The sequence below is a fragment of the Albidovulum marisflavi genome, from assembly GCF_025751435.1.
Lineage (GTDB): Bacteria > Pseudomonadota > Alphaproteobacteria > Rhodobacterales > Rhodobacteraceae > Albidovulum > Albidovulum marisflavi.
In genome coordinates this window covers 1-23590 of record NZ_JAOWKY010000005.1, presented here as the reverse complement: position 1 = coordinate 23590, position 23590 = coordinate 1, and the positions used below count along the sequence as shown (strand labels likewise).

Genomic DNA, 23590 nt, shown 5'->3' with positions numbered 1-23590 from the left:
CAAGGCCAGAGGCGATCCTCCGCCGCTCACACCACCCGCTCGACCATCATTTTCTTGATCTCGGCAATCGCCTTTGCGGGGTTCAGCCCCTTGGGGCAGGTCTTGGCGCAGTTCATGATCGTGTGGCAGCGGTAAAGCTTGAAGGGATCCTCAAGCTGATCCAGCCGCTCGCCTGTCGCCTCGTCGCGGGAATCGATGATCCACCGATAGGCGTGCAGCAATGCGGCCGGCCCAAGATAGCGGTCGCCGTTCCACCAGTAGCTTGGACACGCAGTCGAACACGACGCACACATGACGCATTCATAGAGCCCGTCCAGTTTCTTGCGATCCTCTATCGACTGGCGCCATTCCTTCGCGGGGCGGTTCGTCTTTGTTTCAAGCCAAGGCATGATCGAAGCGTGCTGGGCGTAGAAATGCGTCAGGTCCGGGATCAGGTCCTTCACCACCGGCATGTGCGGCAGCGGATAGATCTTCACGTCTCCCTTCACTTCATCCAGCCCGAAGATGCAGGCCAGCGTGTTGCGCCCGTCGATGTTCATCGCGCAGGATCCGCAGATGCCCTCGCGGCAGGAGCGGCGGAAGGTCAGCGTCGGATCGATCTCGTTCTTGATCTTGATCAGCGCGTCCAGAACCATCGGGCCGCATTTGTCCATATCAAGAAAATAGGTGTCCACCCGCGGGTTCTCGCCGGTGTCCGGGTCCCAGCGGTAGATCTGGAATTTGCGGATGTTCTTGCCCTCGGGCTTCGGCCAGGTCTTGCCGACCCGGATCGTCGAATTCTTCGGTAGCGTGAACTGGACCATGACTTATCCCTTCCAATCTCGGCGGGTGTAAAGCGGCTGGCGCGGTGGCTGGCCGGATTTCTGGTAGACACATGCGTCGTAAAGCGCAGACGGGTCGCGGCCGAGCACGTAGTCCGAGGAAATGGACAACCTGGCTTTCGTACCGGCCCCGCCCGAACCCGCGCCGACGGCGACGAACCCGCGCGGCCCCGCAGCCAGCCTGGCGCGTTCGAAACAGGCATCTTCCGCCCGTTCGACCGACATCGGGCCACAAGCCGCAAGCACTATGGGCGTCGCAAGAAGAAACGGCGCGATCCTCATCAGTCCGACCTCAGGCTGGCGCGGATCGTGGACCCGTCCTGAAGGAACAGCAGCGCACGTTCCTGCTGCTCGCGCGTCAATGTCGCCCACAATTCGGCGTCGCCGGGCAAGAGCGGGTAGCTTTCCGGCAAGGGCAGCTTCCCGGCAGCAGGCTTGACGTAGGACGCCGGTGCCGCGTCGGCAGGTGCGATCGTCACCTCGACCAGGCTTGATCCGTAGTATCCCGCGCCCTCGCTCAGGACCGAAGCGCCTTCACGCTCGGGTGTCGGAACGGATACCGTCACCTCGCGCTGCAATGCGGGCGCGCCCGCGCCAACCAGGCAGGCGTTGATCTGGCGGGACTCTTCGGCCGTTGCGGCGACGGGGCCGTCCATGCCGGCCATCTGGGCTTTGGCCGCGCGCAGCGTCAGACCCGATTGCGCGCTGCACAGCGCGATCGGCCCGCCAGGCATCGGCGCCTCGGCGCAGGCCACCAGCGCCAAGGCCAGCGCAGCGGCTGCTATGGCCCGTCCGGCCATCAATACACCCTCGCCTTCGGCGCGATCTTCTTCAGGTCAATTCCCCCCTCGTCCTCGGTCGTCAGGGGGTCAAGGTGCACCGCGCGATAGTCCAGCGTGACCTGAGCGCCATCGACCCGCGCCAGCGAATGCTTGCGCCAGTTCGCGTCGTCACGGTTCGGGTAATCTTCGTGCGCATGGGCGCCCCGGCTTTCCTTCCGCGCCTCCGCCGCCACGATCGTGGCCAGAGCGTTCGGCATCAGGTTGGTCAGCTCAAGCGTCTCCATCAGGTCGGAGTTCCAGATCAGGCTGCGGTCGGTGACGTTCAGGTCGTCCAGCTTGGCCGCGACCTTGCCCATCTTTTCCACGCCCTCGGCCAGGGTCTTGTCGGTGCGGAAGACGGCCGCGTCGGCCTGCATCGTCTTCTGCATCTCAAGGCGCAATTCGGCGGTCGGCACGCCACCTTTGGCATGACGCAGCCCATCAAAGCGCGAAAGCGCCCGATCCACTTCGGCCTTGTTCACCGGGGCGTTGGCGGCGTCGGGGTTCACGATCTGGCCCGCGCGAATCGCCGCCGCGCGGCCGAACACGACCAGATCGATCAGGCTGTTCGACCCCAGACGGTTCGCCCCGTGGACGGAAGCGCAGCCCGCCTCGCCCACGGCCATGAGGCCGGGGAAGACGTTGTCGGGATTGTCCGCCGTGGGGTTCAGCACCTCACCCCAGTAGTTCGTGGGGATGCCGCCCATATTGTAGTGGACGGTCGGGAGCACCGGGATTGGCTCCTTGGTGACGTCGACGCCGGCAAAGATCTTGGCCGACTCGCTGATCCCCGGCAGACGTTCGTGCAGGGTTTCGGGCGGCAGGTGGTTCAGGTGCAGGTGGATGTGATCCTTGGCCTCGCCCACGCCGCGGCCTTCGCGGATCTCGATCGTCATGCAGCGCGACACCACGTCACGCGACGCAAGGTCCTTGTAGGTCGGCGCATAGCGTTCCATGAACCGCTCGCCTTCCGAGTTGGTCAGATACCCGCCCTCGCCCCGGGCACCCTCGGTGATCAGGCAGCCGGATCCATAGATGCCGGTCGGGTGGAACTGCACGAACTCCATGTCCTGAAGCGGCAGACCCGCGCGCGCCACCATGCCGCCGCCATCGCCGGTGCAGGTGTGCGCCGAAGTTGCCGAGAAATACGCGCGGCCGTAGCCACCCGTCGCCAGGACGACCATCTTGGCGTTGAAGACATGCATGGTGCCGTCATCGAGCTTCCAGCACACCACGCCGGTACAGGCACCGTCGGTGATGATCAGATCGAGGGCGAAGTATTCGATGAAGAACTCTGCCTTCTGCTTCAGCGACTGGCCGTAAAGCGTGTGCAGGATCGCGTGGCCGGTACGGTCGGCCGCCGCGCAGGTGCGCTGCACCGGGGGCCCTTCGCCGAACTCGGTGGTGTGGCCACCGAAGGGACGCTGATAGATCTTGCCCTGTTCGGTCCGGCTGAACGGAACGCCGTAGTGCTCCAACTCATAAACCGCCTTCGGAGCTTCACGCGCGAGGTATTCCATCGCGTCCGTGTCACCCAGCCAGTCCGACCCCTTGACGGTGTCGTACATGTGCCATTGCCAGCTGTCCGGCCCCATATTGCCAAGGCTCGCGGCAATGCCGCCCTGTGCCGCAACCGTGTGCGAGCGCGTGGGGAAGACCTTGGTCACGCAGGCTGTGCGGAGCCCCTGTTCCGCCATGCCCAGCGTCGCGCGCAGCCCCGCACCGCCGGCCCCCACGACGACGACATCGTATTCGTGAACTTCATAAGGATAAGCAGTCATGGTCATTCCTCAGAGCGCGAGCCGGATCAGCGCGAAAAGGCCGGTGGCCATCAGCGCATAGGAAAGGCAGATCGTACCGGCGACCAGCGCCTTGCGCGCGAACCCGTGGGCGTAATCCTCGATCATGACCTGCGCGCCATTCTTGAAGTGGGTCAGCCCGACGACCAGGGTCAGCCCCGCGACGATCGCCGGGAATGGGCGGCCGTAGTAGGCCACGACCTCTTCATAGGGCGCGCCCAGGATGCAGCCGAAGGTGAAGATGAACAGCGGCACCAGGATCGCGAGCCCAACGGACGAGACCTGCATGTGCCAGAAGTGTTCCGTGCCGCTTTTCGCGGAGCCAAGGCCCGCAGCGCGCTTGCGGTCGGTCAGATATCTCATCGCCGCCCCCTCAGAGAATGATGACTGTGATCACGGTCAGCACGACCGAACCGATGATGCAGGCCCAGCCCAGCTTTTCCGCCGTGGGAATGTCGAGCCCGCGCCCGCTGTCGTAGTAAAGGTGACGAAGCCCGGCCAGGAAATGGTACCAGATCGCCCAGATCGACCCCAGGAAGATCAGCTTCCCGAACCAAGAGCGCACGACCCCGTCAGCAATTGCGAAGTATTCCGCGCTCGTGGCTGCGGCCAGAAGCCACCAAACGATCAGCGCGGTGGCAACGATCAGCGCATTGCCCGTGACCCGCGTCAGGATCGAAGTCAGCATCGGCACCTGCCAGCGATAGATCTGAAGGTGCGGGGAAAGCGGCCGATTGCCCCGGTTCACGTCTGCCATGGTCGGTCCTTTCGGATTGCGTCGCGCGAATGCTGCGTCATGAATACCGCAAAAATCCGTCAAGTCACGCCGGACTTCGCCGAAAATGCCAATCTTTAGCGCCAACGCTCGCAGTTTTTTCGTTTTGTGATCACGCAATTAAAATGTGTGATCACATCATTGCCACCACACCGGCCGATCATGCGCCGGGCGCGGGGGCGACCGAGTCTCGCACCGGCACGGCGGCAGGGGCAGGCTTGCCCTGCCATGGTGCGCGCCGTCACCTCAGAGTGGCATCAGGGCCCAGTAGTCGAGGTCCAGCAGAACCTCGGGGCTGTATTTTCCCGCCTCGTCCTTCAGCGTGAAGGGCGCAGCGCCGTCCTTGACCGCCACCAGCCTGAGCCGGAGCGCACCGACACCCGGCGCGCCGGTTTCGGCCTTGTCCAGCACCTCCGACCAGGCGCGGACCGTGTCACCCGCAAAACAGGGATTGGCATGCGCGCCCGCGTTCAGCGCGACGATCATCTGCGCGTTCGCGAGCCCGTTGAAGCTGAGCGCCCGCGCGAGCGAGATCACATGGCCGCCGTAGATGAGACGCTTGCCATCCTCGCGCTGCGTCCGGTCAAAGTGCACCTTGGCCGTGTTTTGCCACAGGCGCGTTGCCAGCATGTGCTCTGCCTCTTCGACCGTCACGCCATCGACATGGTCAATCCTCTCACCCACGGCGTAGTCGCCCCAGCGATGGGGTTCCCCGGCAAGCGTGAAATCGTAATTGGAGAAATCCAACCCTTCGGGCACCGAAATCGAGGATGCGGGTACGAAATCTTTCAGTTCCGGAACAACCGGCGCTGGCGCAGGGACGTCAAGGTCGCGCTTGCGTACCATGACCCACCGAACGTACTCCAGCACGGGCTCCCCGCTCTGGTTCAGGCCCCGCGTGCGCACGTAGACGACACCGGACCGGCCGTTGGAATTCTGCTTCAGACCGATCACGGTGCTTTCGGACCTGATCGTGTCACCCGGCCAGACCGGCTTCAGCCAGCGCCCTTCGGCGTAGCCAAGATTGGCCACCGCGTTCAACGAGATGTCGGGAACCGTCTTGCCGAAAACCGTGTGAAAGGCGACCAGATCGTCAAAGGGCGCTGCAGGCAATCCGCAGGCGCGTGCGAATTCGTCCGACGAATGCAGCGCGTGGCGAGCCGGATAAAGCGCGTGGTAGGCCGCCCTTTCACCGCCCGACAGGGTGCGCGGAACGGCATGCGAAATCACCTCACCCAGCGTGTAGTCCTCGAAAAACCGGCCCGGATTGGTCTTCATCGCCCTGTCCCCTTGTCTATGCTCAGCCATAGGTTCCCGCGAAGGGATTGACCCCAAGCCAGATGTGAATGCCCGCGATGATCGCGCAGAGGACCAGCGTAACCGCAAGGTTGATGGCGTCGCCGCGGATCGTGCCCGGCTCGGGGCGCTGCCAGGTCTGCCGCGCGTTGATCAGCAGCATTGCCGCGATCGCCCAGCCGCCCAACCCGCCAAACAGGACGACCGAAGCCATATCCCCGTTGACCAGGAGGTGCGCGACCGCCCAGATCAAAACGCCAGTCAGCATCGGGTGGCGGATCCGAGCCCGAAGAACGCCGCGCGAATGGCCGACCCCCATCAGGAAGATGGCGACCAGCATCAGCAGGTTGTTCAGGTGCCCCATACCGGCAGCGGGCATGTACAGGGGGACGAACTCAGCCCGGCGATAGCCAATGACCATCAGCGCGATCGCGGCCAGCGACAGGACAGTGACCAGCATCTTGCCCGGCGCGTTTCCCATCCTCGCACGGAGGCCGGGCGCGATGCGCTTGAAAAGATGGGGCAGGATCCAGAGAACGAGACCGAGGATCAGAATATTCACGTCGAACCTCCTGCTGGACCAAGCATGCCTGTGTCTATTCCGCCGCCGCAATCGCCTCGGCACGCGCCAGAAGCTCCCGCGCCGAGGCGACGTGCAGGTTCTCGACGATGCGGCCATCGACCACGGCGACCCCCTGGCCGGCGCTTGACGCCTCCTGGAAGGCCGCGATCTGGCGGCGAGCCAACTCGATCTCGGCGTTGGATGGCGCGAAAGCGTTGTTGGCGATGTCTATCTGGGCCGGGTGGATCAGCGTCTTGCCGTCAAAGCCCATGTCCCGGCCCTGTTCACACTCGGCCGCCAAGCCTTCGGCATCCTTGAATGCGTTGAACACCCCGTCGATGATCGCAAGTCCGTTCGCGCGGGCCGCCAGAAGGCACATCTGCAATCCTGTCAGAAGCTCTGCCCGCCCTGGGCGAACGCGGGCCGAAAGCTCCTTGGCCAGATCGTTCGTGCCCATCACCATGCCTTCCAGGCGTGGATGCGCGGCGATGGCGGCCGCATTCAGGATGCCCTGCGGTGTCTCCATCATGGCCCACAGCGGCAGGTTCGGCACGAGTTCGGCGACCGCGTCCAGATCGGCGGGCGATCCCACCTTGGGAACCAGCACCGCATCGGCCGCAGCCTTGGCGAACGCGGCAGCGTCTTCGCGGCCCCAGCGGGTATCGAGGCCATTGATGCGTACGATCCGCAGGCGCGCGCCGAAACCGCCCTCGGCCAGGACGCGCGCCAGCAGGTCCCTCGCATTGTCCTTTTCGTCAGCCGCGACCGCATCTTCGAGGTCGAAGATGATTGCGTCGGCCGGCAGTTCGCGCGACTTTTGCAAGGCGCGCTCCCTTGAACCGGGGATGTAAAGCACCGAGCGCATCGGACGCCCACGCGGATCGCTCGTACGAGCCATTGCAGCACCTCGCAAGAATCTTGCGTCAGGGATGCCGATTTCGGCACATTCTTCAACCCCAGAAATGCCGCATTGCAGAAATTTTTCGGAAGATCAGGGGCCGGACCGCGGGATTGCGACCTTGAAGCCGGGCTTTTCAGGCGACGGCGTCCCATAGGAGTTTCGTGGATATGAGCAGAAGCGCCCAGATCACGAAGCGAAAGAACAGGTCCGCAGGAAGCACCCGCACCAGGCGGACGCCTGCAAGCACAGCCAGCGACGCGGGCAGCATCAGGAAGGCAGCGACCTTGAGGTTGGTCAGCGAGAGCTGCCCGAGCGCCCAGTAGGGAATCAGCTTGGCTGCGTTGACGTAGGCGAACAGAACCGTTGAGGTGCCCGCGAATACCATCTTCTCAAGCTTCAGGGGCAGGACGTAGACCTGGTAGGGCGGCGCCCCGCCATGGCTGACGAAACTGGTGAAACCGGTCAGCGTTCCCCAGAACAGCCCCGGTGCCACCCGCGCCGGACGCGCGGCACCGACCGGCGTCCCGCGCAGGATGAGGTTCAGCGCGAACGCGGCGCCGATCCCCCCGACCAGCCCCGTTACGGCTCGTTCCGGCACAATAGCCGCAGTAGCCCAGCCCAAGGCTATGCCAAGGGTCGCCGATGGAGCCAGAATCGCCAGAACCCTGCGGTCGACGTTCCTTCTATAGGCCCAGAGGCCGAACATGTCGGACACGACATAGACCGGCAGCAGCAAGCCGGCCGCCGTGATCGGAGAGATCGCCAGCGCCATGACCGGCACCCCCAGCATTCCGATCGCTGGCAACCCGCCCTTGGACAAGCCGACGAAACAGGATGCGGCGATCGCCAGAACCCAGAACCCGATTCCCTCCACGCCTCTCTCCTGCGGCCATGCCGTTTTCCTACCAATCGTGCCGCTCCCGAGAAAGCCGAAGATTCATGCCGCGCCGCAGCGGGCTTGCGCGAAGGGCAACTTGCCGCTACCCAAGGCCGCGTCATTCCACTGGAGCCGGAGACCAATCATGGCCAGACCGAAGATCGCGCTCATCGGCGCGGGACAGATCGGCGGGACACTCGCCCATCTTGCCGCGATCAAGGAACTTGGGGACGTTGTCCTTTTCGACATCGCCGAGGGCACGCCTCAGGGCAAGGCGCTCGACATCGCTGAAAGCGGGCCGTCGGAGGGGTTCGACGGCTCCTTCAAGGGCACGAATTCCTACGAAGATATCGCCGGTGCGGACGTTTGCATCGTGACCGCGGGCGTACCGCGCAAGCCGGGCATGAGCCGCGATGACCTTCTGGGCATCAACCTGAAGGTCATGAAATCGGTTGGCGAGGGCATCAAGGCCCATGCGCCGAACGCCTTCGTGATCTGCATCACCAACCCGCTTGACGCGATGGTCTGGGCTCTGCGCGAATTTTCGGGCCTGCCGCACAACAAGGTCGTCGGCATGGCCGGTGTGCTTGATTCGGCCCGCTTCCGCCACTTCCTGAGCCTCGAGTTCAACGTCTCGATGCGCGACGTCACCGCCTTCGTGCTGGGCGGGCATGGCGACACGATGGTCCCGCTTGTCCGTTATTCGACGGTCGGTGGCATCCCGCTGCCCGACCTGATCGACATGGGCTGGACCACGCAGGAACGCATGGACGCGATCGTCCAGCGCACCCGCGACGGCGGGGCCGAGATCGTCGGCCTGCTGAAGACCGGTTCGGCCTTCTACGCGCCAGCCACCTCGGCGATCGAGATGGCAGAGGCCTACCTGAAGGACCAGAAGCGCCTTCTGCCCTGCGCGGCCTACGTCGACGGCGCTCTCGGGCTCAAGGGCATGTATGTCGGCGTGCCCACGATCATCGGCGCCGGCGGCATCGAACGCGTCGTCGACATCAAGCTGAACAAGGACGAACAGGCGATGTTCGACAAGTCCGTCGCCGCGGTGAACGGTCTCGTGGACGCGTGCAAGTCGATCGACCCGTCGCTCGCCTGAGGCTTTTCGGCAGGGGACGATACGTCACCTTTGGAAACGCGCCACCGTTCGTGGCGCGTTTTCTTTTTCAAGCGCCGCGCCACCACCCGGTCACAGCGCTGACCCTCCGCCCTGGAACGCGAACGCCCGCAGTTCGGGGTCGCCGTGCACCGCCGCGAATCCCGTGAATCCTCGGCAAACAAGGGCGATGGTGATTTGTGATCACGCGCTTTCAACGTGTGATCACAAATTTCACCTATTTCGCCAGTTTGACGCTTTCCAAGCATTTATCGTTTTGAAGGACCGCGCGCCTATGTCATGAGCCTGCGAAACCGCACCAGCACGGGACAGTCTCATGAACATCCATGAATACCAGGCCAAAGCCCTTCTTCGCAGCTACGGCGCCCCGGTGTCCGACGGCCGCGCCGTCCTTCGCGCAGAAGAGGCAAAGACGGCCGCGGGCGAACTTGACGGCCCGCTTTGGGTCGTGAAGGCGCAGATCCACGCCGGTGGCCGCGGCAAGGGCCACTTCAAGGAAGCCGAGGCTGGCGAAAAGGGCGGCGTCCGCCTTGCCCGCTCGGTCGAGGAAGCCGCGACCGAGGCCCGCAAGATGCTGGGCCGCACGCTTGTCACCCACCAGACCGGACCCTCCGGCAAGCAGGTCAACCGCATCTACATCGAGGACGGTTCGGACATCGCGAAGGAATTCTACCTTGCGCTGCTCGTCGACCGCCAAACCAGCCGCATTTCCTTCGTCTGCTCGACCGAGGGCGGCATGGACATCGAGGAAGTCGCCGCGAAGACCCCGGAAAAGATCCTGTCGTTCTCGGTCGATCCCGCCTCGGGCCTGTCGGATTTCCACGGCCGCCGCGTCGCCTTCGCGCTTGGCCTTCAGGGCGCGCAGGTCAAGCAGTGCGTCGCGCTGATCAAGACGCTCTACAAGCTCTTCGTCGACAAGGACATGGAGATGCTTGAGATCAACCCGCTGGTCATCACGACCGAGGGCAACCTCAAGTGCCTGGACGCCAAGATGGGCTTCGACGGCAACGCCATCTACCGCCATCCCGACATCGCCGCACTGCGCGACGAGACCGAGGAGGACCCGAAGGAACTTGCCGCGTCGAAGTTCGACCTGAACTATATCGCGCTGGATGGCGAGATCGGCTGCATGGTCAACGGCGCGGGCCTTGCCATGGCGACGATGGACATCATCAAGCTTTACGGCGCCGAGCCCGCCAACTTCCTGGACGTGGGCGGCGGCGCGACCAAGGAAAAGGTGACCGAGGCGTTCAAGATCATCACCTCTGACCCGAACGTCAAAGGCATCCTGGTCAACATCTTCGGCGGCATCATGCGCTGCGACATCATCGCCGAGGGCGTGATCGCGGCCGTGAAGGAAGTCGGCCTGCAGGTGCCGCTGGTGGTGCGGCTTGAGGGCACGAACGTCGACCTGGGCAAGAAGATCATCAACGAAAGCGGCCTGAACGTGATCGCTGCCGACAACCTGTCGGACGCGGCGCAGAAGATCGTGAAAGCGGTGAAGGGGTAATACAATGGCCGTACTCGTCAACGAAAACACCAAGGTCATCTGCCAGGGCTTCACCGGCTCGCAGGGCACCTTCCACTCTGAACAGGCCATCGCCTACGGGACCAAGATGGTCGGCGGCGTGACGCCGGGCAAGGGCGGGACCGAACACCTGGGCCTGCCGGTCTTCAACTCTGTCCACGAAGCCAAGGCCGCGACCGAGGCCAACGCCACCGCGATCTACGTCCCGCCCCCCTTCGCGGCGGATTCGATCCTTGAGGCGATCGACGCCGAGATGGAGCTGATCGTCTGCATCACCGAGGGCATCCCCGTCCTTGACATGATGAAGGTGAAGCGCGCGCTGCAAGGGTCGAAATCCCGCCTGATCGGCCCGAACTGCCCCGGCGTCATCACGCCCGGCGCCTGCAAGATCGGCATCATGCCCGGCCACATTCACCAGCGCGGTTCGGTCGGCGTCGTGTCGCGTTCGGGCACGCTGACCTACGAGGCCGTCAAGCAGACGACCGACGTAGGCCTCGGCCAGTCGACCTGCGTCGGCATCGGCGGCGACCCGATCAAGGGCACGGAGCATATCGACGTGCTGGAATGGTTCCTTGCCGATGACGAAACCCAGTCGATCATCATGATCGGCGAGATCGGCGGCAGCGCCGAGGAAGAGGCCGCGCAGTTCCTGAAGGATGAGGCGAAGCGAGGTCGCAAGAAGCCCGTCGCGGGCTTCATCGCCGGTCGCACCGCGCCCAAGGGCCGCCGCATGGGCCACGCCGGCGCGATCGTCGCCGGCGGCAAGGGCGACGCGGAATCGAAGATCGAAGCGATGCGCTCCGCCGGAATCATCGTCGCCGACAGCCCGGCCACGCTGGGCGAAGCGGTGCTTAAGGCCATTGATGGTTAACACAGTCGACAAGCGCTGACATGCACCAGACAAACGCGGATATGTTCCTTCGTTTCGACGATATACGAAGGGAGGTCTTGGAAGCCGGGGGGCAGTACATCGTGCTGCCCTCGCACGTCATCGTTCATGTTCCCGGCAAAGAAAGACTGGTCGTAGCGTTTGACAATCGAGCCTCGATCAACGGCAGCAATCCCAGACGTCCGTGGGGCGATGCCTTGATACGTTCGCAGGGCTGGGGGCTTCTGGGAGTGATGTCCACCAAGCAGAACTGGTATCGCTGCCCCGCTCTTTTCGCTGCCCTGGAAGACCTTTGCAGCGGCCCGTTGCTTGATCAGTATGATCATTTCAGCCTCTACGGAAACTCGATGGGGGGCTACGGCGCACTGACCTTCGCCAGCCTTTTCCCAGACCCCATAGTGGTCACATTCAACCCTCAAACTTCACTTTCGCCGGATGTGGTTCCGTTTGAGCGCAGGTTCGAGCCCGGTCGCAGCCTGGGAGATTGGAGCGGCCCCTACATAGACGGGAAGCAAGGCGCCGCAAACGCCCAGAAGGTCTATGTGTTTTATGATCCGATGGTGTTGCAGGACAAACTCCACGCACTGCGAATGGAAGGCGAGAATGCCGTACTGCTCGGGTGCCCTTGGCTCACACACCCGTTCATGTCCATGTTCGCTTCCATGCAACTTCTGCGACCGACGGCGGTCAGCGCACTAAAGGGTGAACTCAATCGCTCGGATTTCTACAGGTCTTTCCGACGACGCCGGTCAAGCGACAGATATATGTACGAGTTACTCAGTGCCGCAGTTGCTCGTAATCACCTCCGTTTGGCACAAAAGGGCTTACAAAAGCGTCTCCTGGAGTGGCCCGCTGCGGACCAGGCAATGCTGGAGGCCATCGTGAACCAGGAGCGAAGTCAGTGATAATTCCGGCATTCGAAATCTACTGCTTGAACGCCCTAGTGCCGATCTTCGCCTGAAAGGCAACAACATGACCGATCATCCCCAGAACGACCAGTTCCACGCATCGTCCTTCCTGCAAGGCGCGAATGCCGAATACGTCGAACAGCTTTACGCCCGCTTCGCCAATGACCCGGGATCCGTCGATTCGACCTGGGCGGCGTTCTTCCGCTCGCTCGGCGATGCGGAAAACGACGTCCGGAAGGAAGCCCGCGGCGCGTCGTGGGACAGGCCGGACTGGCCGCCGCAGCCTGCCGACGACCTGACCGCCGCACTGACCGGCGAATGGCCGATCGCGGCGAAGGAAATGAAGGGCGCCGGCGACAAGATCCGCGCCAAGGCGGCGGAAGCCGGCGTCGCGCTGTCGGATGACCAGATCAAGCGCGCCGTCCTGGATTCCATCCGCGCGCTGATGATCATCCGCGCCTACCGGATCCGAGGCCACCTGGTTGCCGATCTCGACCCGCTGGGCATGCGCGCCGAAACCCCGCACCCGGAGCTTGACCCCAAGTCCTACGGCTTCACCGAGGCCGACATGGACCGGCCGATCTTCATCGACAAGGTCCTGGGCCTGGAACACGCGTCGATGCGCCAGATCCTGGACATCGTGAAGCGCACATACTGCGGAACCTTCGCGCTGCAGTACATGCACATCTCCGACCCGGAACAGGCAGCTTGGCTGAAGGAGCGGATCGAGGGCTACGGCAAGGAGATCACCTTCACACGTGAAGGGCGCCGCGCGATCCTGAACAAGCTTGTCGAGGCCGAGGGCTTCGAAAAGTTCCTGCACGTCAAGTACATGGGCACCAAGCGCTTCGGCCTTGACGGTGGCGAGGCGCTTATCCCCGCGATGGAGCAGATCATCAAGCGGGGCGGCAGCCTTGGCCTCAAGGAAATCGTGATCGGCATGCCGCACCGCGGCCGCCTGTCGGTTCTGGCCAACGTGATGGCCAAGCCCTACCGCGCGATCTTCAACGAGTTCCAGGGCGGCAGTTTCAAGCCCGAGGACGTCGATGGTTCGGGCGACGTGAAATACCACCTTGGCGCATCGTCGGACCGGACCTTTGACGGCAACACGGTGCACCTGTCGCTGACCGCGAACCCCAGCCACCTGGAGGCCGTGAACCCCGTGGTGCTCGGCAAGGTCCGCGCCAAGCAGGACCAGTTGAACGACACCGAGCGGCGCGCGGTTCTGCCGATCCTGCTGCACGGCGACGCGGCCTTCGCGGGTCAGGGCGTGGTCGCGGAATGCTTCGGCCTGTCCGGCCTGCGCGGACATCGCACCGGCGGCACGATGCACATCGTCGTAAACAACCAGATCGGCTTCACCACAGCGCCGCATTTCTCGCGTTCGTCGCCCTACCCGACCGATATCGCTCTCATGGTGGAAGCGCCGATCTTCCACGTGAACGGCGACGACCCGGAGGCCGTTGTCCACGCAGCAAAGGTCGCGATCGAGTTCCGCCAGAAGTTCGGCAAGGACGTGGTCATCGACATGTTCTGCTATCGCCGCTTCGGTCACAACGAAGGCGACGAGCCGATGTTCACCAACCCGGCGATGTACAAGACGATCAAGACCCACAAAACCACGCTGCAGATCTACACCGAGCGCCTGGTCAAGGACGGCCTGATCCCCGAGGGTGAGATCGAGGACATGAAGGCCGCGTTCCAGGCTCAGCTGAACGAGGAATTCGAAACCGGCAAGACGTTCAAGCCGAACAAGGCTGACTGGCTGGACGGGCGCTGGTCGCATCTTGACCGCGAGGGGGCCGAGTACAGCCCCGGCAAGACCGCGATCACCAAGAAGACGCTAGCCGAGATCGGGACGGCGCTGACGCGCGTGCCCGAGGGTTTCGACATCCACAAGACGGTCGCCCGCCAGCTTGAAGCCAAGGCGCACATGTTCAAGACCGGACAGGGCTTTGACTGGGCAACTGCCGAAGCCATCGCGTTTGGTTCCTTGATGACCGAAGGCTACCCGGTCCGACTTGCCGGACAGGACTGCACCCGCGGGACGTTCAGCCAGCGGCATTCCGCCTTCGTCGACCAGACGACGGAAGAGCGGCACTATCCGCTCAACCACATCAGGTCGGGCCAGGCGCGCTACGAAGTCATCGACTCGATGCTGTCGGAATACGCGGTGCTCGGGTTCGAGTACGGCTATTCGCTGGCCGAACCGAACGCGCTGGTGATGTGGGAAGCGCAGTTCGGTGACTTCGCCAACGGCGCGCAGATCATGTTCGACCAGTTCATCTCGTCGGGCGAATCCAAGTGGCTGCGCATGTCGGGCCTTGTCTGCCTTCTGCCGCACGGTTTCGAGGGGCAGGGTCCCGAACATTCGTCGGGCCGCGTTGAACGCTTCCTTCAGCAGTGCGCGCAGGACAACTGGATCGTCGCCAACTGCTCGACGCCGGCGAACTACTTCCACATCCTGCGCCGCCAGATTCACCGGACCTTCCGCAAGCCGCTGATCCTGATGACGCCCAAGTCGCTTCTGCGCCATCCGCTCTGCGTGTCTGACGCCGAGGATTTCGTTACCGGTTCGACCTTCCACCGTGTCCTTTGGGACGACGCGCAGAAAGGCCATTCCGAGACGAAGCTGGTGGCCGACAAGAAGATCCGCCGCGTCGTGATCTGTTCGGGCAAGGTCTACTTCGACCTGCTGGCAGAGCGCGACAAGCGCGGCATTGACGACGTCTATCTGATGCGTCTGGAACAGTTCTATCCGTTCCCGGCGCAGTCGCTGACGCAGGAACTCACGCGCTTCAAGGGGGCGGAGGTCATCTGGTGTCAGGAAGAGCCCAAGAACCAGGGCGGCTGGACCTTCGTGGAACCAAACCTTGAATGGGTGCTTGACCGGATCGGCGCCAAGCACAAGCGTGCCCGTTACGTCGGCCGCACGGCCTCTGCCTCGCCGGCGACGGGCCTCGCTTCGCGCCACAAGGCAGAACAAGACGCGCTTGTCGACGAAGCGCTGACGATGGGGGCCTGAGCATGGCAATAGAAGTACGCGTACCCACTTTGGGCGAAAGCGTGTCCGAAGCGACGGTTGCCACCTGGTTCAAGAAGCCGGGCGACCAGGTCGCCGTCGACGAGATGCTTTGCGAACTTGAAACCGACAAGGTCACGGTGGAGGTTCCCGCCCCTGCCGCAGGCCGCCTGGAGGAAATCGTCGCGCCCGAGGGCACGACGGTGGGCGTCAACGCCCTGCTTGCACAGATCACCGCGGGTGCCGACGCTGCCCCGACCGCAACAAACCAACAACCGGCGCCCAAGGCCGCGCCGAAAGCCGAAGAGGGCAATATGACCGACGTGATGGTGCCGACGCTGGGCGAAAGCGTGACCGAGGCGACCGTTTCCACCTGGTTCAAGAAGGTGGGCGATTCCGTGGCGGTGGACGAGATGCTCTGCGAGTTGGAGACCGACAAGGTTTCGGTCGAGGTCCCCTCGCCCGTCGCGGGCGTCCTGACCGAGATCCTCGCGCCCGAAGGCACGACGGTTGATGCCAAGGCCCGCCTTGCCGTGGTTGGCGAAGGCGCGAGCTCCGCAGCCCCTGCCCCGGCCACCGAGCAAGCCGCCAAGCCCGCCGCCTCTGCGGCGACCGCCGGTCGCGCCGACGTCGAGGATGCGCCCGCCGCGAAGAAGGCTATGGCCGAGGCTGGCCTTGCCCCCTCGGACGTGACCGGCACCGGCAAGGATGGCCGGATCATGAAGGAGGACGTGGCCCGCGCCGTCGCTGGAAGGGCCGAAGCTGCCCCAGCCGTCGCCTCTGCCGTGCCCGCGCCCGCTGCGGCGCCCCGCGCGCCGGTTCCGGCGGAAGATGCGTCTCGCGAGGAACGGGTCAAGATGACGCGCCTTCGCGCCACTATCGCACGCCGCCTGAAGGACGCCCAGAACACCGCCGCGATGCTCACGACCTACAATGAGGTCGACATGTCCGCGATCATGGAGCTTCGCAACGCCTACAAGGACCAGTTCGAGAAGAAGCACGGCGTCAAGATGGGCTTCATGTCCTTCTTCGTAAAGGCCTGCTGCCACGCGCTGAAGGAAGTGCCCGAGGTCAACGCCGAAATCGACGGCGGCGACATCGTCTACAAGAACTACGTCCATATGGGCGTTGCGGTCGGCACGCCGACCGGCCTTGTCGTCCCGGTGGTGCGCGACGCCGATCAGATGAGCTTTGCTGCGATCGAGAAGAAGATCGGCGAACTGGGCCTCCGCGCCCGCGACGGCAAGCTGTCGATGGCCGAGATGCAGGGCGGCAGCTTCACCATTTCGAACGGCGGCGTCTATGGATCGCTGATGTCCTCGCCGATCCTCAACCCGCCGCAGTCCGGCATTCTTGGCATGCACAAGATCCAGGATCGCCCCGTCGTCGTCGGCGGCCAGATCGTGATCCGCCCGATGATGTACCTGGCGCTGTCCTATGACCACCGGATCGTCGACGGCAAGGGCGCGGTGACGTTCCTGGTGCGGGTGAAAGAGGCGCTGGAGGACCCGCGGCGGCTGCTGATGGATATCTGATGACGTTGACGAAAATCGGCCTTTGGGGCCTGTTGGCAGAACGTCTGCTGATGGTTCTATGGATAAGTGCTGCAGCCATTTGGTCTTTGCCTTCGCTTGAGGAAGGTTCGGGAAACACGCTCTTGATCTATGCAGCAGGCACCCTCGCGCCTTGGATCGTCGTTCTTTGCATCGGCCTGGTTGTCATGAAGAAGCAATGGCACCCCGGTATCTGGACATTGGGGATCGTTGCAAGCCTTTGGGCCATCGTCGACTTTCTGCCGACGCTGCGCGGGGTCCTAGCCACCGCTGCCGTCACTCGTGCTGGCGATACGAGCTTCCTGTTCCTCTCCTCAGGTAGGCTGGTTTCGTGGGCATGTGTTGTTCTGGTAGGCGTTGGGTGTTTCTCATGGCTCAGAAAGAGCTATCGTGTGGTGCAGTAGCACCAACCGCCCCTGAAAGGACCCTGCCATGTCCAGCGAACTGAACATCCTCGCCCTTTACGCTCTTCTTGTTTGCCTTCTCGTGTTTCTGAAGGTTTCCGGCGCGACCAGCCAGCTTGGCATCGGCTACCTGATGTCGGCGCGCGATGAAAAGCGCGAACTCAAGGGCATCACGGCGCGACTTGACCGGGCGCTGACGAACTCGACAACGGCCATGGTGCTGTTCGCGCCGGCGATCTTGAGCCTTGGCCAAGTGGGCGCGTTTTCCTCCTCGACCCTCATCGCGGCCCAGATATTCCTGATCGCCCGCATCCTTTACGTCCCGGCCTATGCGCTTGGCCTAACCGGGGTCCGCACGGCGATCTGGCTTGCCGGCTTCGCCGCAACCATAGTGCTTTACATCATCGTGCTGATGGCAGTCTGACCCCGAATGTCCCACGACGCCCACCACCGGTCCGACACGGTCGCGCTCGTTTCCTGCATGCGCAACGAAGGACTGTTTCTGCTTGAGTGGCTGGCCTACCATCGGGCTCTGGGGCTCGATCACATCGTCGTCGTCACCAACGATTGCACTGACGGGTCGGACCTGTTGCTGGACCGGCTCCAGGCGCGGGGATTGCTTACCCACATCCGCCAGACCGTGCCCGCGGGAACGCCACCGCAGGATCAGGGCATGACGCTTGCGATGGAGCATCTGCGCCAGCAGAGCGTGACATGGGTTCTTCATATCGACAGCGATGAGTTTCTGCTGATCGAGGTGGGTGAGGGCAAGATCGCAGACCTGATGCCGAATGCGCGCGGCGCGGACGTGGTGGCCCTGCCCTGGCGTATGTTCGGCGACGCCGGCCTGACCGACTGGCAGCCCGGCACGAATGTCCTTGAGGCCAACACACACGCCGAATTTGGCCCGATCCCCGGAGTCACCCGGTTCAAGTGCCTGTTCCGCCTGGCCAGCTTCGCCCGCGCGACCGACCACAATCCGCTTGATCCTCTGATCGATGACCCGCTTGTCGTCACGCCGGACGGCAAGCCCTTGATGAACCGTACGCTCTACAACGCCAGGTCTTCGCGCTTTCGCCCCGATGAACGCGCTTGCAGCGCCCGTGCGGCCCGGATCAACCACTACGCGATCAAGTCCGAAGACCTGTTCCTGATGAAGAACGATCGCGGCTGCGGCCAGGCCAAGCCCGCAGGCGTCAAGTATGTGCTGGGCGGCAACTGGCACACGCTTGCCAACCGGAACGAGGTCGAAGACCGCGCGATCCTGCGCCACTGGCCGGACACCGCAACACGGCTGGCCGAACTTCGCGCCGACGCGGACACGGCCGCGCTGGAGAAGCGGTGCCATGAATGGTTTATTGATCGGCGTGCGGCAATCCTGACGCCGGAAAACCGTGCCCTGTGGACCCGCGAAGCGAAGGAGCTGGCATGAAGCCGTCCGATCCCGCCACCCGCGCCATTTTATCACCCGCCGGCAAGTCCGTTTCGCGCGTCGCGGAGGAATTGCCGGCGCTTGCCCTACACATTGAACACCAAGGAGGAACTCATGGCTGAGTTCGACGTCATCGTCATCGGCGCCGGTCCCGGCGGCTATGTCTGCGCCATTCGCTGCGCCCAACTGGGTCTGAAGACCGCGGTCGTGGAAGGCCGCGACACGCTGGGCGGCACATGCCTGAACGTGGGCTGCATCCCGTCCAAGGCACTTTTGCACGCGAGCCATTCACTGCACGAGGCGGAACACAACTTCGCCAAGATGGGCCTCGTTGGGGCCGCACCGAAAGTCGACTGGTCGAAGATGCTGGCCTACAAGGACGACGTCATCGGCCAGAACACCAAAGGCATCGAATTCCTGTTCAAGAAGAACAAGATCACCTGGCTGAAGGGCTGGGGCTCAATCCCCGCGCAGGGCCAGGTCAAGGTCGGCGACGAGGTGCACAAGGCCAAGAACATCGTCATCGCCTCGGGATCGGAACCCTCTTCGCTTCCGGGCGTCGAGGTCGACGAAAAGGTCATCGTGACGTCGACGGGCGCGCTCGCGCTGCCGAAGGTGCCGGAAACCATGGTGGTGATCGGCGCTGGCGTGATCGGGCTGGAACTGGGATCGGTCTATGCGCGGCTGGGCACGAAGGTGACGGTGGTCGAGTATCTTGAGGCGATCACACCCGGCATGGACGGCGAGGTTCAGAAGACCTTCCAGCGTCTGCTGAAGCGCCAGGGGCTTGATTTCGTGATGGGCGCCGCCGTTCAGAATGCGGAGGTGAAGAAGGGCAAAGCCAGCGTGACCTACAAGCTGCGCAAGGATGACAGCGAGGCGACGCTTGAGGCCGACTGCGTTCTGGTTGCGACGGGGCGCAAGCCCTACACGGACGGCCTTGGGCTTGAAGCGCTTGGCGTCGAAATCGAGAAGCGCGGACAGATCAAGACCGATACGCACTGGCAAACCAGCGTCAGCGGCATCTACGCCATCGGTGATGCCATCTCGGGCCCGATGCTTGCGCACAAGGCCGAGGACGAAGGCATGGCTGTAGCCGAGGTCATCGCGGGCAAGCACGGCCATGTGAACTATGGGGTGATCCCGGGCGTGATCTACACCGCCCCAGAGGTGGCCAGCGTCGGTAAGACCGAGGAACAGCTGAAAGAGGAAGGCCGCGGCTACAAGGTCGGCAAGTTTTCCTTCATGGGCAACGGCCGCGCGAAGGCCGTGTTCCAGGGCGATGGCTTCGTCAAACTCCTTGCCGATGCGGAAACGGATCGCGTGCTGGGCGCCCACATCATCGGACCCGCCGCTGGCGATCTGATCCATGAAATCTGCGTCGCGATGGAATTCGGCGCCTCGGCCCAGGATATCGCACTGACTTGCCATGCCCACCCGACATTCTCGGAAGCGGTGCGCGAGGCTGCGCTTGCCTGCGGCGACGGCCCGATTCACTCCTGATCCCCGATTCGCGGGCGGCCCGAACAGTTCGGGTCGCCCGTGACTGGCCGGGAAGGGTCAGGTTATCAGGTGGCGCAACCCCTGCGTCACGTCGGCCCGCACCGCCAGGCGCAACGCGGGTTCGTCACCCGCCTTCAATGCGGCGATGATCATGCGGTGATGCTGCGGCGGTTCGGACCTGACGATTCGCGAATAGACTGCGCGCATGGTCGGGCCAAGCTGAAGCCAGACGGTTTCGGCGATAGCAAGCATGGCGGGCGCCTGAGCGCGCAGATACAGCGTGCGGTGAAATTCCAGGTTGGTCCGGATGTAGCCGACCGCATCACGCTTCACAGCGGCTTCTGCATTGGCCATGTTGATCGTCTGCAACCGTTCGATCAGCGCGAAATGCGCCCGAGGCAGCGCGCGGCTGGCAAGTTCCGTTTCGATCAGGGCCCGCAGCGTCGCCAACTCCTCAAGTCGTTCGTTGGTCAGATCGGGCGTGGTCACCCTGCCCGATGATGACAGTGTCAGCGCGCCTTCGGCCGCCAGGCGCCTGAGCGCCTCGCGCGCGGGGGTCATGGAAACGCCATGCGCCTTGGCCAGACCGCGCACGGTAAGGGCCTGCCCGGGCGGAAGTTCGCCATGCATGATCTGCTGGCGCAAGCTCCGGTAAATCCGGTCATGCGTGGCGGCTCCGGGATCGGGGGGACGGTTCTGCAGCAACATGTGCCGGACGTGATCACAAACAACGGGGGCAGGTCAATCCTGTCCTGAGAAGTCAAAGGCGTGAAGCGACTGCCCGTTCTTGCGCAGCCAGGTCCGATGATGCGCATAGTCGGGACAAAGTGAGCCGACAACGCGCCAGAACGCGGGTGAATGGTTCATCTCGGCCAGGTGGGCAACCTCATGCGCGGCCACGTAATCAAGCACTTGCGGAGGGGCAAGGATCAGGCGCCATGAAAACATGAGCCCTCCCGCCGATGAACAGGACCCCCAGCGAGACCGCGTGTCCCGCAACGCGAGCCCCCGATAACCCCTGCCAAGCTGCTTGGCGTACTGGTCGCAGGCCAGGGCAAGCCTGTCGCGCGCAAGAAGCTTCAGGAATGCCTCGACCCGCCGCCCCGTTTGGGCGCGCGCTGCCTCGGGGACCAGAAGGTCGCCGGCAACCAGCTTGGGCGCGCGCACTGCCGCAGGTCGGACGACGACGGACTGCCCCTCGATCGGAATCACGCTCCCCGGCCCGACGCTTTCGCGCGGGGACGCCGACCGCAGAGCCGCTCGGATCCAGTCGGCCTTCTCCTGGGCAAAGGCCAGGGCATCCGCCTCGGGCGCGCGTGCCGGCAGCGAAAGCGTGACGCGGCCATCAACGCGCGAAACCCGGATCGAATAGCGCCGCGCGCGCTGCGAACGGCGCAGCGTAATTTCCAAGGGAGGCGTTCCGGGAAGGATTCGGCGTGTCATGTCGATCAGATCTTTGCCCGCAGAATAGCTTTGCCGAAACTATGTGAAAGCCCGAAAGGTGACGGTGCGCCCACAAGGCCAAAAGCCTTTGACACCCTCGCGCACTTGTGGCAGTTGGCTGCGACTCGCGAAGATCAGTGCACTGGACGGAGTTTTCCATGCCGAAGGATGAATGGGGCGTCAAGCGCCTTTGCCCGCATTGCGCCAGCCGCTTCTATGACCTGAAGCGCGACCCGATGACCTGCCCGGAGTGCGGCCACAGCTTCACTGCCGAAAGCCTCGCCTCTGGGCGCGGACGTACGATGATTGCCGAAAAGACCAGCATGAAGGAAACCGAGTCCGATCTCGACGTCCTCGACTCGGACGATCTGGATGAAGACAGCGGCGACGTCGATCTGGACGACGATCTGCTGGAAGATGACGATGATGACAACGTCTCGCTCGACGACATCGCGGATGTCGGCGGCGGGGACGACGACGCCTGAGCTTCTGGCCCGTCACGTTTCGGACGCCAGACCAAGGGGGCGCGGGCGAAAGCCGGCGCCCTCTTGCTTTTCGGTGCACCGGCATGATTTTTCGCTTGCAGTGCCCCGCGCCCTTGCCTATACGCCCCTCACACGGGCGCCAGTCGCCCGGACCTCCGGTGGGGCCATAGCTCAGTTGGGAGAGCGCTTGAATGGCATTCAAGAGGTCAGGGGTTCGACTCCCCTTGGCTCCACCAAATCTCCAATCCTAAGTTGATGAAAAGACAAGAAAAACGCTCTGGCGATTTTCGCTGTCCCACCATCCAGCCCACCACAAGGCGAAAACTTTCCGATCATCTCGTCATCCTTCGGCAAGGCGAAGGTCTGCCGGCCATCGCGCTTTCTGGCGCATTGAAAAGGAATCGAAATGACGAAAGAACTCAGCACGACACGGCGCGACATGCTCGCATTGGCTCCACTGGCGGGCTAGGCGGCGGTCTCGGGCATCTCCCCTGCCGCAATCTCGGAAGCGGCGCAGGTGTCGCCCATTGAGGCGCTGTTCAACGAGTGGAAGGCGCTGCGGGCAACACCCCTGCCGGAAGTCTGCCCCGATGCCTTGCTCGATGAGCGCTGTGAGGCCCTGACCGCCCTTCAACGGCGGATCTTCGACATGCCCCCCGCATCCGTGCGCGACCTCTACATCAAGGTCCACATGGCAGACTTGGACGGCGCCTTCGACGGATGGGACGCCGATCTGCTGGCGACAGTGGCAAGGCAAGCCCTCGGCGCCGATGCTGTCACCCTCTGAGCGACACGGGCCGGGCCACAGCGCCCGGCCTTTCTCCATCCCCGAAAGGAAAGACGATGAAACGACTGGCAGTATTCTGCCTCCTGCTATCTGCCTGCGCGGCCGGCGACAACGGGGCGGCACTGGCGACCTGGAACGGCGCCACGCTTGAGGACGCAATCTCTCAATGGGGCTACCCGGATGCTGAGCGATCCGTGGCAGGTGCGAAGCAATACGATTGGGTGAAGTCCTTCCAGACCGTCGGAACCTACGGCGACGCCGCGCAACACACCTTCTCTTGCACCAGAACCCTAACGATCAGCCAAGGCCGGGTAGTCGACGCAAAGGCGACTGGCAACAATTGCCCCTTCGATATGTCGAAGTTCGCCCGGCACTGACCGTGAAAAGGCCAAGTCCACCGAGGCGCCCCCTTTGCGAAGGGGGGGGGGCGTCTTTCTGTACCGGGGGGTGCCTTCGGCAGGGGGGGGTGGGGGGAAAATCATGCGCGCCGAAATCTCTACTTGACCCCCACGCGGACGGGTCTCCGATTTTTTTAGGGGGTGTCCGCAAACCGTGTTGGTGCGCTTCGTTATTTCGCAGAAGGGCCTATATCACTCGGCTTTTACGCGGAGGACACCCATGCTGCACCACGACTTTCGCCGGTTTCTCGATGCCCTCG

26 protein-coding genes and 1 tRNA gene are annotated in these 23590 nt (G+C 63.5%); 15 read left to right on the top strand and 12 right to left on the bottom strand.

The window, feature by feature from the left end:
• Positions 1–26: 26 nt before the first annotated feature.
• From OEW28_RS15965 to OEW28_RS15920, 10 genes are all read right to left on the bottom strand, one after another.
• On the bottom strand, positions 27–803 hold the full coding sequence (locus OEW28_RS15965) for a succinate dehydrogenase iron-sulfur subunit (protein ID WP_263735802.1): 777 nt from the start codon (positions 801–803) through the stop codon (positions 27–29).
• Positions 804–806: 3 nt separating this feature from the next.
• Entirely contained in the window at positions 807–1046 is a 240-nt protein-coding gene (locus tag OEW28_RS15960; RefSeq protein WP_263735801.1) for a hypothetical protein, read from the bottom strand.
• Positions 1047–1102: 56 nt separating this feature from the next.
• Positions 1103–1621, bottom strand: coding sequence for a hypothetical protein (locus OEW28_RS15955; RefSeq protein ID WP_263735800.1), 519 nt, complete (start codon positions 1619–1621; stop codon positions 1103–1105).
• Positions 1621–3423, bottom strand: coding sequence for a succinate dehydrogenase flavoprotein subunit (gene sdhA, locus OEW28_RS15950; RefSeq protein ID WP_263735799.1), 1803 nt, complete (start codon positions 3421–3423; stop codon positions 1621–1623). Before sdhA ends, OEW28_RS15955 begins: the two co-directional genes overlap by 1 nt.
• Before the next feature lie 9 nt (positions 3424–3432).
• Entirely contained in the window at positions 3433–3804 is a 372-nt protein-coding gene (sdhD, locus tag OEW28_RS15945) for a succinate dehydrogenase, hydrophobic membrane anchor protein (RefSeq protein WP_263735798.1), read from the bottom strand.
• 10 nt (positions 3805–3814) lie between these two features.
• Positions 3815–4198, bottom strand: coding sequence for a succinate dehydrogenase, cytochrome b556 subunit (sdhC, locus tag OEW28_RS15940; protein WP_263735797.1), 384 nt, complete (start codon positions 4196–4198; stop codon positions 3815–3817).
• Between the two features lie 264 nt (positions 4199–4462).
• The gene (locus OEW28_RS15935; RefSeq protein ID WP_263735796.1) at positions 4463–5494 is read right to left on the bottom strand and encodes a MaoC family dehydratase; all 1032 of its coding nucleotides are present in this window, start codon (positions 5492–5494) and stop codon (positions 4463–4465) included.
• A 22-nt stretch (positions 5495–5516) separates the two neighbouring features.
• Positions 5517–6074: an NnrU family protein gene (locus OEW28_RS15930; protein WP_263735795.1), complete on the bottom strand. Its 558-nt coding sequence runs from the start codon at positions 6072–6074 to the stop codon at positions 5517–5519.
• Between the two features lie 34 nt (positions 6075–6108).
• Entirely contained in the window at positions 6109–6972 is an 864-nt protein-coding gene (locus tag OEW28_RS15925; RefSeq protein ID WP_263735794.1) for an HpcH/HpaI aldolase/citrate lyase family protein, read from the bottom strand.
• A 136-nt stretch (positions 6973–7108) separates the two neighbouring features.
• Positions 7109–7849 carry a sulfite exporter TauE/SafE family protein gene (locus OEW28_RS15920; RefSeq protein ID WP_263735793.1) on the bottom strand — a complete coding sequence of 247 codons (741 nt, stop codon included), beginning with the start codon at positions 7847–7849 and terminating at the stop codon, positions 7109–7111.
• 148 nt (positions 7850–7997) lie between these two features.
• Between OEW28_RS15920 and mdh the strand changes: the two genes are divergently transcribed.
• From mdh to lpdA, 11 genes are all read left to right on the top strand, one after another.
• Positions 7998–8960, top strand: coding sequence for a malate dehydrogenase (gene mdh, locus OEW28_RS15915; RefSeq protein WP_263735792.1), 963 nt, complete (start codon positions 7998–8000; stop codon positions 8958–8960).
• 334 nt (positions 8961–9294) lie between these two features.
• Positions 9295–10488, top strand: a complete 1194-nt coding sequence (sucC, locus tag OEW28_RS15910; RefSeq protein WP_263735791.1) for an ADP-forming succinate--CoA ligase subunit beta — start codon at positions 9295–9297, stop codon at positions 10486–10488.
• Positions 10489–10492: 4 nt separating this feature from the next.
• Positions 10493–11377, top strand: a complete 885-nt coding sequence (gene sucD, locus OEW28_RS15905) for a succinate--CoA ligase subunit alpha (protein WP_263735790.1) — start codon at positions 10493–10495, stop codon at positions 11375–11377.
• Positions 11378–11397: 20 nt separating this feature from the next.
• The gene (locus OEW28_RS15900) at positions 11398–12300 is read left to right on the top strand and encodes a hypothetical protein (protein WP_263735789.1); all 903 of its coding nucleotides are present in this window, start codon (positions 11398–11400) and stop codon (positions 12298–12300) included.
• A gap of 67 nt (positions 12301–12367) precedes the next feature.
• Positions 12368–15328, top strand: a complete 2961-nt coding sequence (locus tag OEW28_RS15895; protein WP_263735788.1) for a 2-oxoglutarate dehydrogenase E1 component — start codon at positions 12368–12370, stop codon at positions 15326–15328.
• Positions 15329–15330: 2 nt separating this feature from the next.
• The gene (odhB, locus tag OEW28_RS15890; RefSeq protein ID WP_263735787.1) at positions 15331–16860 is read left to right on the top strand and encodes a 2-oxoglutarate dehydrogenase complex dihydrolipoyllysine-residue succinyltransferase; all 1530 of its coding nucleotides are present in this window, start codon (positions 15331–15333) and stop codon (positions 16858–16860) included.
• Positions 16860–17282 (top strand): hypothetical protein, encoded by a 423-nt coding sequence (locus tag OEW28_RS15885; protein WP_263735786.1) that lies wholly within the window; start codon positions 16860–16862, stop codon positions 17280–17282. The genes odhB and OEW28_RS15885 overlap by 1 nt, the downstream gene beginning before the upstream one ends.
• A gap of 28 nt (positions 17283–17310) precedes the next feature.
• Positions 17311–17706 carry an MAPEG family protein gene (locus OEW28_RS15880; protein WP_263735785.1) on the top strand — a complete coding sequence of 132 codons (396 nt, stop codon included), beginning with the start codon at positions 17311–17313 and terminating at the stop codon, positions 17704–17706.
• A gap of 6 nt (positions 17707–17712) precedes the next feature.
• Positions 17713–18714 (top strand): glycosyltransferase family 2 protein, encoded by a 1002-nt coding sequence (locus OEW28_RS15875; protein WP_263735784.1) that lies wholly within the window; start codon positions 17713–17715, stop codon positions 18712–18714.
• Positions 18711–18836, top strand: a complete 126-nt coding sequence (locus OEW28_RS15870) for a hypothetical protein (protein ID WP_263735783.1) — start codon at positions 18711–18713, stop codon at positions 18834–18836. The genes OEW28_RS15875 and OEW28_RS15870 overlap by 4 nt, the downstream gene beginning before the upstream one ends.
• Positions 18829–20217: a dihydrolipoyl dehydrogenase gene (lpdA, locus tag OEW28_RS15865; protein WP_263735782.1), complete on the top strand. Its 1389-nt coding sequence runs from the start codon at positions 18829–18831 to the stop codon at positions 20215–20217. Before OEW28_RS15870 ends, lpdA begins: the two co-directional genes overlap by 8 nt.
• A 57-nt stretch (positions 20218–20274) precedes the next feature.
• On the opposite strand, the gene OEW28_RS15860 is transcribed toward lpdA, so the two are convergent.
• Together OEW28_RS15860 and OEW28_RS15855 are read right to left on the bottom strand one after the other, a co-directional pair.
• Positions 20275–20925 carry a GntR family transcriptional regulator gene (locus OEW28_RS15860; protein WP_318527563.1) on the bottom strand — a complete coding sequence of 217 codons (651 nt, stop codon included), beginning with the start codon at positions 20923–20925 and terminating at the stop codon, positions 20275–20277.
• A gap of 33 nt (positions 20926–20958) precedes the next feature.
• Positions 20959–21660, bottom strand: coding sequence for a M48 family metallopeptidase (locus OEW28_RS15855; protein WP_263735781.1), 702 nt, complete (start codon positions 21658–21660; stop codon positions 20959–20961).
• A 158-nt stretch (positions 21661–21818) separates the two neighbouring features.
• Here OEW28_RS15855 and OEW28_RS15850 point away from each other — a divergent pair, with 158 nt between their 5' ends.
• The 4 genes from OEW28_RS15850 to OEW28_RS15835 all read left to right on the top strand — a co-directional run bounded on the left by OEW28_RS15850 (position 21819) and on the right by OEW28_RS15835 (position 23309).
• The gene (locus OEW28_RS15850) at positions 21819–22145 is read left to right on the top strand and encodes a TIGR02300 family protein (protein WP_263735780.1); all 327 of its coding nucleotides are present in this window, start codon (positions 21819–21821) and stop codon (positions 22143–22145) included.
• A gap of 160 nt (positions 22146–22305) precedes the next feature.
• Positions 22306–22381 (top strand) — tRNA-Ala (locus tag OEW28_RS15845).
• A 281-nt stretch (positions 22382–22662) separates the two neighbouring features.
• Positions 22663–22932 carry a hypothetical protein gene (locus tag OEW28_RS15840; RefSeq protein WP_263735779.1) on the top strand — a complete coding sequence of 90 codons (270 nt, stop codon included), beginning with the start codon at positions 22663–22665 and terminating at the stop codon, positions 22930–22932.
• Positions 22933–22988: 56 nt separating this feature from the next.
• Positions 22989–23309, top strand: coding sequence for a hypothetical protein (locus OEW28_RS15835; RefSeq protein WP_263735778.1), 321 nt, complete (start codon positions 22989–22991; stop codon positions 23307–23309).
• The last annotated feature ends 281 nt before the right edge of the window (positions 23310–23590 follow it).